Origin of the sequence: Mycobacterium sp. Aquia_213 (genome assembly GCF_026625985.1) — a bacterium.
Lineage (GTDB): Bacteria > Actinomycetota > Actinomycetes > Mycobacteriales > Mycobacteriaceae > Mycobacterium.
In genome coordinates this window covers 4,586,773-4,600,293 of record NZ_CP113116.1, presented here as the reverse complement: position 1 = coordinate 4,600,293, position 13,521 = coordinate 4,586,773, and the positions used below count along the sequence as shown (strand labels likewise).

Sequence of the window (13,521 nt, the reverse complement as noted above, 5' to 3'; positions counted from 1 at the left end):
GATGATCAACGACACGTTCGAGGTAGGCGTGGCCGGCGCGGTGCTGTCCGCGTGGACCTCCCACGCTGCCCACGCCGCCGCTACGCCGGCGGCCGCGCTTAAGCATCGCGCCGCCGCCGCGACTCAAGCGTCCGTGGATTGGGGTCTTACCTAACTGCCCCGTTTTCACCACATGGCCACGGACCCGAGTCACCAGGATCCGTGGCCATAGTTTTGGGTCGGCAACCCGCAACCTGGTCCGGATCACCGAAATAGGACACCCAACCAGGAAGCAGGTGAGCAGGACATGTCGGCACTGACAGTCCCCAGACAGCCGCGGCCGGTGTTGCCATGTCACGCCGGCAATCCCGACCTATGGTTCGCCGAGACCCCGGCGGACCTGGAGCGCGCCAAGACGCTCTGCACGGATTGCCCGGTTCGACGGCAGTGCCTGGCCGCGGCGCTGGACCGTGCCGAACCATGGGGTGTTTGGGGCGGCGAGATATTCGAGCGGGGTGAGGTCGTGAGTTACAAACGGCCGCGCGGGCGCCCCCGCAAGGGTTCGGTCGCTGCCTAGAGCACCGCGTTGTCGGGCTCGGCGAAGCCGGGGATCAGCTCCTCGGACAGCGCCCTGATCGGCACGTGGGCGTCCAGCTGACACAGAATGGCGGCCACCGACATGATCACCCGCATCGGAATCACCAGCTTGGGCGGTAGGTCCATCTGCCGGGCCGTGCGGATCTGCGACACCGACCGGTCGATCTCGACGGCGGACATCTTCTGCAGCCATTTGCGGGTGTAGTGGAAGACCTCGACCTCGACGGGTTCGACGTACTGTTTCAGCATGTCGTCGATGTCGCGCACCGAAACCTGTTGGCCTTTTTGGATGAAGCCGGCCTTTTCCATCGTCGGCAACAACAGGTCGTAGTTCTTCTCGCGGGCCAACCGGATGGTCATCCCGAGCTCGATCGGAAAACCACCCGGCATGGGCGCAACGGCGCCGAAGTCGATGACGGCCATCCGTCCGTCGGGCAGCAGCATGAAGTTGCCCGGGTGCGCGTCGCCATGCAGCAACTGCAGCCGGCGCGGCGCGTCGAAGGTGAGCTCGAGAAGCCGGGTGCCGATCAGGTCGCGCTGCTCGGGGGTTCCGTGGCGGATGATCTCGGCCATCGGCACGCCCTGGATCCACTCCTGAACCACCACCTTTGGCGCGCTGGCCACCACGCGCGGCACTGCGAAACGCGGATGGTCGCGATACGCCTTGGCGAACGCCCGCTGGTTGTCGGCCTCGAGCCGGTAGTCGAGTTCCATCTCGGTGCGCTCGATCAACTCGTCGACCACGCCCTGGACGTCGGCGCCGGGCGCGAGCTGTTTGATGACCCCGACCATCCGCTGCATGGTCTTCAGGTCGGCCCGCAGCGCCTCGTCGGCGCCCGGGTATTGGATCTTGACGGCCACCTCGCGACCGTCGGACCACTCCGCCTTGTGCACCTGGCCGATGCTGGCCGAGGCCACCGGGGTGTCGTCGAACGTGCTGAACCGGTCCCGCCACTTGGTGCCCAGCTGCGCATCGAGCACCCGGTGCACCTTGTCGGCCGGCAACGGCGGGGCGTCCTTCTGCAGCTTCGTCAGCGCTTCGCGGTAGGGCTCGCCGAACTCCTCGGGAATCGCGGCTTCCATCACCGACAGGGCCTGGCCGACTTTCATCGCCCCGCCCTTGAGCTCGCCGAGCACTTGGAACAGCTGGTTGGCCGCCTTCTCCAGCAATTCGGCCTGGACTTCGTCTTTCGACTTGCCGGTCAGCCGCTTGCCGAAGCCCAGCGCGGACCGCGCAGCAAAGCCGACCGGAATGGTCGCCAGCTTTGCGTTGCGCGCCGCCCGACCCCGTTTGATCTCAGACACAACCCCCATCATCCACGACCGGTGGTCAGTCTCGGGATTGATCTGCGTAACACCGGGCGTCAGCACGAACACAGCGGATGCTTGGTCCACTGCCGCGTAACGATGGCGCCGGCGTGCAGGTCGAATTCCAGGGTGGCGTTCAGCGCCTGCGGTGGCCCGGGATCGGGACCGGCATTGTGGCCGCGCACCGCGGCGATCACCCGATTCACCTGGCTGAGCGCCAGCGCCGCGGTCGCCAGCAGGGTGGCCCGATCGGCCACGCCGACGGTCTCGCGCAGCTGGGCCGCGACCGCCGGCCACGCGGCGTCGCGATCGCTGCGGTGTAGGTCGGCGCAGCCCAGGCAGCTGGTCACGCCGGGGATGACCAGCGGCCCGACCAGCCCGGTGCCGTCGCGCACCCGGACCGCCAGGTGCGCGACGCCCTGGCTGTGCAGGTCGCGCACCAGGCGCGGGTCGGCGACCAGGTAGTCGGCCAGCACCACCAGATCCACGGTGGCGCGCGACATCGCGGCGTGTGGCTGGCTGCTGTGCGCGATCCGCGCCCCCGAGCAACGCAGCGATTCCATCAGCAGGTCCGATAGCGGCCCGCGGCCGTGGACCCGGATCGAGGCCGCCCGCCCGCCGGCCTGGCGGCAGCCACGGGTCACCACCCCGGCGTTCACCAGCTGCGCGACCAGACGTGTCAGGCCGTCGGGTTCGGTCAGCCCGCGTTCGACCGCTTGGCGCTGCAACTCGGTGATCGGTAGGGGTGATCGCATCGCGCGCAGCAGCGCGGCCAGCGCCGCCGCGGCCAGGCCACGTGGTGGACGGACCAGCACGGCGCGGCGGGGATCCCAGCCCACTTGCACCGCACCATCGGGTCGCAGCAGCACCGGCATCGCCGGGTCCAGCGCATACTCCGCGTCCCGCGGCATGAATCCAGACTGTGCCACGCCGGCCGCGCACGCCCGATCAGCTGTCCACAGGGCCGTCAGGACCAGCGCGGGGCCCGAGGATCATGAGCCCGGACGTTGCCGTGAACCTTGAACTGGCCGTGACCGTTAGTGCTATTCAGCCGGTGCGGGCGGCGGTGGACACGGCCGTGCGTAACGCCATTCCAAGATCGTTCCTATTGGTGCGTGCGTATTTACTGGTCCGAACGTGTATCCACAGGGCCAGTTGCGCGGTTCGCCGAGATCGTCCGGGTCCGGGTCCGGGTCAGCGTGCGCGATCCCAGTACCGAACGCCAGGGCTACTAGCGCCGATCCCACAGCGATGATTGGTTGTTTGCGCATTTCCTTCACCTCGATCTATCGTCCGTGGCCAGCATCCCGTTCCTGGCCTAGTGCATCGGGCCGATGCGATCGACCGCTGCGGACGGTTACCCACGCTGCCCGTCGACTGTGCGACGATGCCGTGAACAGCGCGCAAATGATGTTGTGCGCGCTAGCGTTTCGTTGTTCCTTTGCCACGCCGCAGCGAACGGCCGGTTCAGTTATCCACAGCGGTGCCGCCGGGACGACCGGGCGATGGTCAGCCGGCGGTAACGACGATGGTGTGCTCCCCGGCTTTCCAAGCGGTCATGAATCTCGTGATGCTGACCTTCGTGTCGCCGTTATCGGCGTAGGGGTCGTTGAGGTGAACGGTGTCGTTGTTGGTGTCGATCCCGGTGACCACGAGCAGGTGATCGGCGGTTTTGCGCTGGTCGTTGCTGTCCAGGATGGTTCCGCCGTTGACCCAGGCAATGACCTTGCGGTTGGCGCCGAGGTACTGCTCTAACGCGGGCAGAGTCACCTCATCGGGGTATTTGTCCCACGTCATGCGCGATTTGATGCCGTAGTGGTCGAGCAGCACGACGGTGTCGGCCGCATCGATGCCACCCTTCTCGGTTTCGTGGCCCGGGTCGCCGGTGGGGAGGTAAATCGGACCGTCGCGGATCACCGAGGGGGTGTTCTGCGCCAGCTTGATGATCTGGGCCTCCGTCGCGGGTTTGCCGGTGACCTCGCCGACCACATCGGCCACCGAAGCCAGCCCGCAGGTGTCCTCCGTCGACTGCTGCACCCAATACTTGGCGGCCGCCTGCGGGTCGCCGTAGACGCCGCTGGCCGCCGTCGTCGGCTTTGCCGTCGGGTTGCCGGACGTGCCACCGGTCGCGGCGGCAGGAGAGGTCGCGGCGGCTGGTGAGGTCGTCGCCGCACGTGTCGATGACGGTGCCGAGCCGCATGCCGTGACCAACGAAACGTTGGCCACACCGATGCAAGCGCAAACCAATGCGGCGCGTACCGCGGTCGCAATTCGGGAGCTGAACATGTTGCCGCCAAGGCCAGTCGGACGATTGATTCGTCGACAAGATAGCACTCTCAGCAAACAAGTGCAGCGGTATTGACGCAATTCCAATAAGGCCGTTTGCCGGGCGGGAGATCGCCTCGCTCAGTGATCCGAAGAAACCGTCACCCAGTTGCCCCTGCGGTCGAAGTACGGAGCTGGGATAGTGATCGCGGGCTCCTCGATGCAGTCGGTGCCCACAGAACCAAACCGGGGCAAAGGTGAGGTCGGTCGATGAAAATTCGTCTGTGTGGGCTGCGACTTGCCATACCGGTGATGCTGGTCGCGGCAGCCTGCGGTTCGCCCTCAACGGCCGGTTCGTCGGCTCCTGCCCCGCGCGTCGCTACCGCGCCGCCGACGTCGAACGTGACGTTGACCGAGACCGGTTCCAACAATCTCTACCCGCTGATGGATGCGTGGGCTGCGGCCTATCACGCGAAATACCCCAACGTCACGATCACCGTCGAGAGCGACGTATCCGGCAATGGGGTCTCGCAGGCCGCCGGTGGGGCGGTCAACATCGGCGCATCCGGGCTTTACCTGACCGACGGTGACATGTCCGCACACCCGGGTCTGCTGAACATCGCGTTGGCCGTTTCTTCCCTGCACGTCAACTACAACCTGCCCGGTGTCGTCGCAAACCTGAGGCTCAATGGCAAAGTGCTGGCGGCCATGTACAAGGGCACCGTCAAGGCCTGGAACGACCCGCAGATCGCCGAGCTCAATCCCGGGGTAAACCTGCCGGCCATCCCGGTGGTTCCGCTGCACCGTACGGACAGCGGGAGCAACGACACCTTCCTGTTCACTCAGTACCTGTCCAAGCAGGACCCCAACGGGTGGGGCAAGTCGCCCGGCTTCGCGACCTCCGTCGACTTTCCCGCGGTTCCGGGCGCCTCGGGTCAGAACGGCATGGTGGCCGTTGTGACGACCTGTGCCCAAACTCCAGGCTGCATCGCCTACCTCGGCACCCGCTACCAAGCGGAGGCCGCGCAGAAGGGGCTGATCGAAGCCGAGTTGGCCAATGCCTCAGGCAATTACGTGATGCCCGACCCCGAAAGCGTGGAGGCCGAGGCCGCCGGGTCCGCTTCGCAAACACCGGCGAATCAGGTGGTTTCCCTGGTCAACGGACCCGCCGCGAACGGATACCCGATCGTCAATTACGAATACGCCATCGTCTACAGCAAGCAGAAGGACCCCGCAATCGCACAGACAATGCAGGCCTTCCTGCACTGGGTGGTGACGGACGGCAGCGGCCCCAAATTCCTTGACGCGGTTCACATTTACCTTCGGCCGCTGCCGGACGCGGTCCGGACGTTATCCGACGCCCAGATCGCCAAGATCACCGGCTAGGCTGGCCGTCGGCCAGGTCAACACCGGACAGGGTGCGAGCCCATTGCGCGAGCCCATCCGCATCGAGCTGAGGCTGGATTGCCGCGGTGCCCGCCAGGCCCGGGGAACTGCTCAGCGGGGACACTGCCGCGAACGCGCCGGACAAGCCGGAGCTAGGGGCGGTATAGGCGACGGTGCCGGCCAGGTTGGTGATCGTCGCGCCGGTGGAGCCGACGAGGCCGGTGGCGGTGTTGCCCAGGGTCATGACGCCGGATTGGGCACCGATCGTGACGGAGCCACTGCCGAGCAGCGAGCCGATGCCCACCCCGGTGGGTCCGCCCACGGGAGTGAGGGTGACGGCGCTGGACGTGGGAGTGAAGATCGTCCCATCGGCCACTCCTAGCCATCCGGACGCGGCGAAGAATGTGCTGCCGGGGTTGACGGTGACGGGGGAAAGCGCAAGGACATTGACGCCCCCGCCAGCCGGGATGGTGACGGTGACCGAGCCGCTGTCGACGACCATCTGAGTGCTGGTCCCGATGGTGACCGTGCTGCCGGCCGGGACGGTGGCGGTGCCGCCCTCGGGTATGGGCACGTCGACGGTCTGGGCCGCGACGTTGGCCGACGTCAGCTGCTGCATCGCGGCCTGGGTCTGGCCGCTGGTGGTGTTGGCGGTGGTCTGGGCCAACGCGCGGGCCTGGGTAGCCTGCCCGGTATCGCGGGTGGTGCGGGGCGGCTCGTTGTACGACGTCAGTGCGCTCGCGGTCGAGGAGTCGGCGGCGTAGGCGTACATCGCGGTGGCGTCTTGCACCCAGAACTCGGCGTATTCGGCTTCGGTCGCCGCGATCGCGGCGGTGTTCTGCCCGAAGAAATTGGTCGCGACCAACGCCGTCAACTGCACCCGGTTGGCCGCGATCACCGGCGGGGGCACCGTCATGGCGAACGCCGCCTCGTAAGCGGCGGCCGCCGCGTAGGCCTGGGCCGAAGTTTGGGCGGCTTGGCCGGCGCCCGCTTGCAGCCAGGCGATATAGGGTGCGGCCGCAGCGATCATCGCCAGCGCCGAGGGACCGAACCACCGGCCGGTCAGCCCCGAGATCTCGGCGGCGTAGCCGCTGGCCGCCGATTCCAGCTGGGCGGCCACCGCATCCCAGGCCGCCGCGGCGGCCAGCATCGGCCCCGACCCGGGCCCGGCATACATACGCCCGGAGTTGATCTCCGGGCACAGCAAAGCGTAATCCATTAGCGTTCTCACTTTGTTAAACAGAGGTTTAATAAGTGATCTAACGCTGTTCATGTAACGTTTTGATAACGACGTGCTGCAGGTGCCCTGTCAAAAGGGGTTTGCTACGCGGGGCGGACGCCTCGCTCAGTTCTCGGCAGAACCGCCGTCAGCGCCGGGGTCTTCTTGCTCGAGTCGAGCGATTGCCTCGTCAATTCCGCTGGTATCGCCCCCGATGACGCGGTCGATGAAGCCGGCCGGCTCATCGAGATCCTCGGCGCGCGGCAACAGATCGGGATGTTGCCAGACACTGTCGCGAACATCCATGCCGCCGGCGTCGGTCAGGCGCTCCCAGAGCGCGGCGGCCTCCCGCAGCTTGCGTGGCCGCAGCTCCAGGCCGACCAGCGTGGCAAACGTCTGCTCGGCCGGGCCGCCGCTGGCCCGCCGCCGCCGCAGCGTCTCGCTCAGCGCGGCTGCGCCGGGAATCCGGTCGCCCAGCGCGGCGGTGACCACGACCTGCACCCAGCCCTCGATCAGCGCGAGGAATGTCTCCAGCCGTTCCAGCGCCTGGGTCTGTGCCGGCGTGGCCTTGGGCTCGAAAACGCCCTGACCGAGCAGGTTCTCGATCGCCGCCGGATCGGACAGCGAGGCGGGGTTGAAGTCCCGGGCCAGCTCCTCGATCCCGCTCATGTCGATCTTCATGCCGGCGGCGTAGGCCTCGACGGCCCCGAGCAGCTGGCTGGCCAACCAGGGAACGTGGCTGAACAGCCGATGGTGGGCGGCTTCCCGGGCGGCCAAAAACGTCATGATCTCGCTGCGGGGCTGCTCGAGCCCGGCGGCGAACGCTTCCACCGCGTCCGGCATGATCGCCGCCACGCCCTTGGGCCCCAGCGGCAAACCGATGTCGGTCGACGTCAGCACCTCGCGGGACAACCGGCCCAGGGCCTGGCCCAGCTGCGAGCCGAACGCCATGCCGCCCATCTGCGACATCATCGCCATCAGCGGGCCCGCCATGCCCTTGGCCTCCTCGGGCAGCGATGACGCCCACACCGTCGAAATCTGTTGGGCCATCGGGTCGCACAGCCGCTTCCAGGTCGCCAGGGTGTTGTCCACCCAGTCGTTGGGGCTCCAGCCGACCGACTTGGTGGTGCCGGCGGGCAGCGCGGTGACGCCGTCGAGCCAGGTGTCGGCGAGGTGTACCGCATCGGCGATCGCCGAGTTCGTCGTGGCCGGGATCGGTGCGACGAATCCAATCGAGCTGGACGCGACTTGCCGGGCCAGGTCGTAGTTGACGGGTCCCGACGGGGTGCCCCCGGCCGGCCCGGTGCCCGCGTTGCTGAACATCTGACCCAGCTGCGTGAAGATTTGGCCCAGGTCACCCATGCTGAAGTCCCCGCCCATGCCGAACGCACCGAGCGGGTCTGACGGGCCCGAGCCGGACTCGGGGTTCTTCTTCCCGTGCTTGTCGCGCTCGGGGTCTTCTCCGTATGAGAAGCCGAAAGGCAGGTCAGCCATGACCTCAACGGTACTCACCGGCGGAACAGAAGGCGCCATCCGGCGTCACGCTTGTAGCTGAACGAGCCGCCGCGGTGTCCGGTTAGGGTAAGCGGCGTGAACAGGCGGATTCTGACCTTGATGGTCGCTTTGGTGCCCATCCTGGTCTTCGGCGTGTTGCTCGCGGTGGTGACGGTGCCGTTCGTCTCGCTGGGCCCCGGCCCGACTTTCGACACGCTCGGTGAGGTCGACGGTAAGCAAGTGGTCGCGATCGAAGGCACCCAAACTCACCCGACCACCGGTCATCTCAACATGACGACGGTGTCCCAGCGTGACGATCTGACCCTCGGCGAAGCGCTCACGCTGTGGTTCTCCGGACAGGAACAGCTGGTGCCGCGTGACCTCATCTACCCGCCCGGCAAGTCACGCGAAGACGTCGACAAGGCCAACAACGCCGACTTCAAAGACTCCGAGGACAGCGCCGCCTACGCCGCCCTGGGCTATCTGAAATTCGCGCCCGCCGTCACCGTCGCGACCGTCACCGACGCCGGACCGTCGACGGACAAGCTGAAGGCCGGCGACGCGATCGACGCGGTCAACGGCACTCCCGTGGTCAATGTCGAGCAGTTCACCGGATTGCTGAAGAACACCAAGCCCGGCCAGACGGTGACGATCGACTTCCGCCGCAAGAACGAACCGGCCGGCGTCGCGCAAATCACGCTGGGCACAAATAAAGACCGCGACTACGGCTTCATGGGTGTCGCGGTACTTGATGCGCCCTGGGCGCCGTTCGCGGTGGACTTCAACCTGGCCAACATCGGTGGGCCCTCGGCCGGCCTGATGTTCAGCCTGGCGGTCGTCGACAAGCTCACCACCGGCGATCTGGCCGGTTCGACGTTCATCGCGGGGACCGGCACGATCTCGTCCGACGGCAAGGTCGGCCAGATCGGTGGCATCACGCACAAGATGGTTGCCGCCCAGGAGGCCGGCGCCACGGTGTTCCTGGTTCCGGCGAAGAATTGCTACGAGGCGACCTCGGACAATCCGCACGGGTTGCGCTTGATCAAGGTCGAGACCCTCGGGCAAGCGGTGGACGCGCTACACGCGATCCAACAGGGAGGTCAGGCGCCGAGTTGCTAGCCCGCAATTCTGCGTACAGTTGTGACGTCCAGCTCACATTGATCAGGGAGCGTACCTAGTGGGGATGCGGCCCACCGCAAGGATGCCGAAGCTGACCCGGCGCAGCCGGATTCTGATTTTGATCGCGCTCGGTGTGATCGCGTTGCTGCTCGCCGGCCCGCGACTCATCGACGCCTACGTCGACTGGTTATGGTTCGGCGAGCTCGGCTACCGCTCGGTGTTCACCACCGTGCTGGTGACCCGCATCGTGGTGTTCCTGATCGCCGGCCTGCTGGTCGGCGGCATCGTGTTCGCCGGGCTCGCGGTGGCCTACCGCACCCGTCCGGTCTTCGTCCCGAGCAACGACAACGACCCGGTGGCGCGCTATCGCACCGTCGTCATGTCCCGGTTGCGGCTGGTGGCCGTCGGTATCCCGACGGGGATCGGGCTGCTGGCCGGCGTAATCGCGCAGAGCTACTGGGTGCGCATCCAGCTGTTCTTGCACGGCCAAAGCTTTGGGATCAGGGATCCGCAGTTCGGTAAGGACCTCGGCTTCTACGCATTCGAGCTGCCGTTCTACCGGCTGGTGCTCAGCTACCTGTTCGTGTCGGTGTTCCTGGCATTCATCGCGAACCTGCTGTCGCACTACATCTTCGGTGGCATTCGGCTGTCCGGCCGTACCGGCGCCCTGAGTCGTTCGGCGCGGATTCAGCTGGTCAGCCTGATCGGCACGCTGGTGCTACTCAAGGCCTTTGCCTACTGGCTGGACCGCTACGAGCTGCTGTCGCACACGCGCGGCGGCAAGCCGTTCACCGGTGCGGGTTATACCGACATCAACGCCGTGTTGCCGGCCAAGCTCATCCTGATGGCGATTGCGCTGATCTGCGCGGCCGCGGTTTTTTCGGCGATCGTGCTGAAGGACTTACGGATTCCGGCGATCGGCCTGGTCCTGTTGTTGCTGTCGTCGTTGATCGTGGGCGCGGGCTGGCCGCTGATCGTCGAGCAGATCAGCGTGAGACCCAATGCCGCGCAAAAGGAAAGCGAATACATCGGGCGAAGCATCACCGCGACCCGACAAGCGTATGGGCTAACGGCCGACCAGGTGACCTATCGCAATTACAGCGGCGACGGCGCCGCCACCGCCCAGCAGGTCGCCGCCGACCGCGCGACGACCTCGAACATCCGGTTGCTCGACCCGACGATCATCAGCCCGGCGTTCACCCAGTTCCAGCAGGGCAAGAACTTCTACTACTTCCCCGACCAGCTGTCGATCGACCGCTACCTGGACCGCAACGGCTCGCTGCGTGACTACGTGGTCGCGGCCCGAGAACTCAACCCGGACAGGCTGATCGACAACCAGCGCGACTGGATCAACCGGCACACCGTCTACACCCACGGCAACGGATTCATCGCGTCGCCGGCCAACACGGTGCGTGGCATCGCCAACGATCCCACCCAGAACGGCGGCTACCCGGAGTTTCTGGCCAACGTCGTCGGCGCCAACGGCAGCGTGGTGTCGGACGGGCCGGCGCCGCTGGACCAGCCGCGTATCTACTTCGGGCCGGTGATCTCCAACACCTCGGCCGACTACGCGATCGTCGGACGCAACGGCACCGACCGCGAATACGACTACGAGACCAACACCGAAACCAAGAACTACACCTACACCGGGCTCGGGGGAGTCCCGATCGGCGATTGGCTGTCCCGCAGCGTGTTCGCCGCCAAGTTCGCCGAGCGAAACTTCTTGTTTTCCAGCGTGATCGGCTCCAACAGCAAGATTCTGTTCAACCGGGATCCGGCGGCGCGGGTGGAGGCGGTGGCACCGTGGCTGACCACCGACAGTGCCGTCTACCCGGCGATCGTCAACAAGCGCCTGGTGTGGATCATCGACGGCTACACCACATTGGACAACTACCCGTACTCCGAACTCACGTCGCTGGAGTCCGCGACCGCCGACTCCACCGAGGTGGCGTTCAACAAGCTGGGTCCCGACAAGCAGGTCTCCTACATCCGTAACTCGGTGAAGGCCACGGTGGACGCCTACGACGGGACCGTGACGCTTTACCAGCAGGACGAGCAGGACCCGGTGCTGAAGGCCTGGATGCAGGTGTTCCCGGGAACCGTCAAGCCCAAGAGCGACATCAGCCCCGAGCTTGCCGACCATCTGCGTTATCCCGAGGACCTGTTCAAGGTGCAGCGGATGCTGTTGGCGAAGTATCACGTCAACGACCCGGTGACGTTCTTCTCCACCTCTGACTTCTGGGACGTGCCGCTGGATCCGAATCCGACTGCCAGCAGCTATCAGCCGCCCTATTACATCGTCGCGAAAAACATTGCGAAGAACGACAATACGTCGTCATATCAGTTGACGAGCGCGATGAACAGGTTCAAACGCGACTATCTGGCCGCCTATATCAGCGCCAGCTCCGATCCCTCCACGTACGGCAGGATCACGGTGCTGACCATCCCGGGTCAGGTCAACGGTCCAAAGCTGGCGAATAACGCGATCACCACCGACCCGGCGGTGTCCCAAGACCTCGGTGTGATCGGGCGGGACAACCAAAACCGAATACGTTGGGGCAATCTACTGACCCTGCCCGTTGCTCAGGGTGGACTGCTCTACGTCGAGCCCGTCTACGCCTCTCCGGGCGCCAGCGACGCCGCCTCGTCGTACCCGCGGTTGATCCGGGTGGCGATGATGTACAACGACAAGATCGGCTACGGCCCGACCGTCGGTGACGCACTCACCGGGTTGTTCGGGCCCGGTGCGGGCGCGGCCGCGACGGGGATCGTTCCCACCGAGCCGGGCGCGCCCGCGAACCCGCCCGCGACTCCACCGACACCGGCCGCCGCACCGGGCCCGAACAGCCCGCCCACGGCCGTGCCTCCGGCTCCGGACGGGGCGACGACGTTGTCGCCCGCGAAAGCCGCTGCGCTGCAAGATATTCAGACCGCGATCAACGCCGCGCGTGACGCTCAGAAGAAGGGTGATTTCGCCAGCTATGGAGCGGCGCTGCAGCGGCTCGACGACGCGATCACCAAGTACAACAACACGAAGTAGCTCGCCTCGGACCTGTTGAAGCCGGCCGATTTGGGCTGAGCCGCAGCCATTTTCACGCGCACGCGGTGCGGAACCTATCCCGGTAGGCCTTCGGGCTGATACCCAGGTGGTTGACGAATACCCGGCGCAGGGTTTCGATGCTGCCGAAACCCGCGAGATGAGCTGTCTCCGTGACGGTTCGGCCGGCTTCGAGTCCGGCGCGTGCGAAGTCGATTCGCACCAGCTCGACGTAGCGCGCGGGCGTCATCCCCAGCTCGGACTGAAATAGCCGGGTCAGCTGGCGCGTACTCAACGACGCCTTGGCCGCGAGCTTCGACACGCTGTGGTCGTGAGCGGGATCGGCCGCGATCGCCTCGGTGACCGAGCGCAACGGCGAGCCCGCCGGCGGGTCGGCCTCGACCAGCACCGAAAACTGTGATTGGCCGCCTGCGCGTTTGAGATAGACGACCAACCACCGGGCCACATCGCGGACCAGCTCGGTCCCGTAGTCCATTTCGACCAACGCCAGCGCCAGGTCGATGCCCGACGAGACTCCGGCAGAGGTGAAGACGTCGCCGTCGCGGACGAAGATCGCGTCCGGCTCGACGGTGACATCCCGGAAGGACCGGGCCAATCGCCGTGTCTCGTGCCAGTGCGTGGTGGCGCGTCGGCCGCTGAGCAAGCCGGCCTGCGCGAGGATGAACGAGCCCGTGCAAATCGACGCCAGGCGCCGGGTTCTGGCCGACACTGATCTGACAGCCTCCACGAGCGCGGGGTCGACCGCATGCCCGGGCAGGTTGTCGCTGCCGGCGACCAGGACGGTATCGGCGGACTCGATTGCCGAAATGCCGTCGGTGACGCCCAATCGGGTCCCGATCGAGCTCGTCACGTCGCCCCCGTCCAGCGACGCGATCTTGAGCTGGTAGTTGGCGCCGAACCTGTTGGCCTCGACGAAGACCTCACCCGCCCCCGCGACATCCAACAGCGTCACCCCGTCGTAGACGACGATTACCACCACTCGCGCACGCGCCACGTCCTCAGCCACCAAACCATTGTGTCGCTTTCTGTGGAGAAGACGGCTGGAACGACAAGGGTCGGTTTGCCCATTCCCCCGCAAACTGGCAACCAACACCAA

Annotated in this window: 11 protein-coding genes; 5 read left to right on the top strand and 6 right to left on the bottom strand. The window is 66.2% G+C overall.

Annotation, left to right across the window (positions count from 1 at the left end; translation table 11 throughout):
• Position 1 precedes the first annotated feature (1 nt).
• Together LMQ14_RS21285 and LMQ14_RS21280 are read left to right on the top strand one after the other, a co-directional pair.
• The gene (locus LMQ14_RS21285) at positions 2-154 is read left to right on the top strand and encodes a hypothetical protein (RefSeq protein ID WP_267731529.1); all 153 of its coding nucleotides are present in this window, start codon (positions 2-4) and stop codon (positions 152-154) included.
• Between the two features lie 132 nt (positions 155-286).
• A complete protein-coding gene (locus LMQ14_RS21280; protein WP_267731528.1) occupies positions 287-556 on the top strand; it encodes a WhiB family transcriptional regulator in 270 nt (89 codons plus the stop codon).
• Here LMQ14_RS21280 and LMQ14_RS21275 read toward each other — a convergent pair.
• The 3 genes from LMQ14_RS21275 to LMQ14_RS21265 all read right to left on the bottom strand — a co-directional run bounded on the left by LMQ14_RS21275 (position 553) and on the right by LMQ14_RS21265 (position 4,170).
• Positions 553-1,893, bottom strand: coding sequence for an ABC1 kinase family protein (locus tag LMQ14_RS21275; RefSeq protein ID WP_267735621.1), 1,341 nt, complete (start codon positions 1,891-1,893; stop codon positions 553-555). The two genes, LMQ14_RS21280 and LMQ14_RS21275, sit on opposite strands and share 4 nt — an antisense overlap.
• 47 nt (positions 1,894-1,940) lie before the next feature.
• The gene (locus tag LMQ14_RS21270) at positions 1,941-2,795 is read right to left on the bottom strand and encodes a cyclodehydratase (protein ID WP_267731527.1); all 855 of its coding nucleotides are present in this window, start codon (positions 2,793-2,795) and stop codon (positions 1,941-1,943) included.
• 598 nt (positions 2,796-3,393) lie between these two features.
• Positions 3,394-4,170, bottom strand: coding sequence for a C39 family peptidase (locus LMQ14_RS21265; protein ID WP_267731526.1), 777 nt, complete (start codon positions 4,168-4,170; stop codon positions 3,394-3,396).
• Positions 4,171-4,419: 249 nt separating this feature from the next.
• Here LMQ14_RS21265 and pstS point away from each other — a divergent pair, with 249 nt between their 5' ends.
• Positions 4,420-5,535: a phosphate ABC transporter substrate-binding protein PstS gene (pstS, locus tag LMQ14_RS21260; RefSeq protein WP_267731525.1), complete on the top strand. Its 1,116-nt coding sequence runs from the start codon at positions 4,420-4,422 to the stop codon at positions 5,533-5,535.
• Here pstS and LMQ14_RS28180 read toward each other — a convergent pair.
• On the bottom strand, positions 5,525-6,754 hold the full coding sequence (locus LMQ14_RS28180; RefSeq protein ID WP_324291072.1) for a PPE family protein: 1,230 nt from the start codon (positions 6,752-6,754) through the stop codon (positions 5,525-5,527). The two genes, pstS and LMQ14_RS28180, sit on opposite strands and share 11 nt — an antisense overlap.
• Positions 6,755-6,880: 126 nt before the next feature.
• Complete coding sequence (locus LMQ14_RS21250) at positions 6,881-8,266, bottom strand: zinc-dependent metalloprotease (RefSeq protein WP_267731523.1); 1,386 nt, start codon at positions 8,264-8,266, stop codon at positions 6,881-6,883.
• Positions 8,267-8,344: 78 nt separating this feature from the next.
• Between LMQ14_RS21250 and LMQ14_RS21245 the strand changes: the two genes are divergently transcribed.
• Together LMQ14_RS21245 and LMQ14_RS21240 are read left to right on the top strand one after the other, a co-directional pair.
• Complete coding sequence (locus tag LMQ14_RS21245) at positions 8,345-9,367, top strand: PDZ domain-containing protein (protein ID WP_267731522.1); 1,023 nt, start codon at positions 8,345-8,347, stop codon at positions 9,365-9,367.
• A gap of 58 nt (positions 9,368-9,425) precedes the next feature.
• Positions 9,426-12,407 carry a UPF0182 family protein gene (locus LMQ14_RS21240; protein ID WP_267731521.1) on the top strand — a complete coding sequence of 994 codons (2,982 nt, stop codon included), beginning with the start codon at positions 9,426-9,428 and terminating at the stop codon, positions 12,405-12,407.
• A gap of 52 nt (positions 12,408-12,459) precedes the next feature.
• On the opposite strand, the gene LMQ14_RS21235 is transcribed toward LMQ14_RS21240, so the two are convergent.
• The gene (locus LMQ14_RS21235) at positions 12,460-13,431 is read right to left on the bottom strand and encodes a GlxA family transcriptional regulator (RefSeq protein ID WP_267731520.1); all 972 of its coding nucleotides are present in this window, start codon (positions 13,429-13,431) and stop codon (positions 12,460-12,462) included.
• Positions 13,432-13,521: the final 90 nt, after the last annotated feature.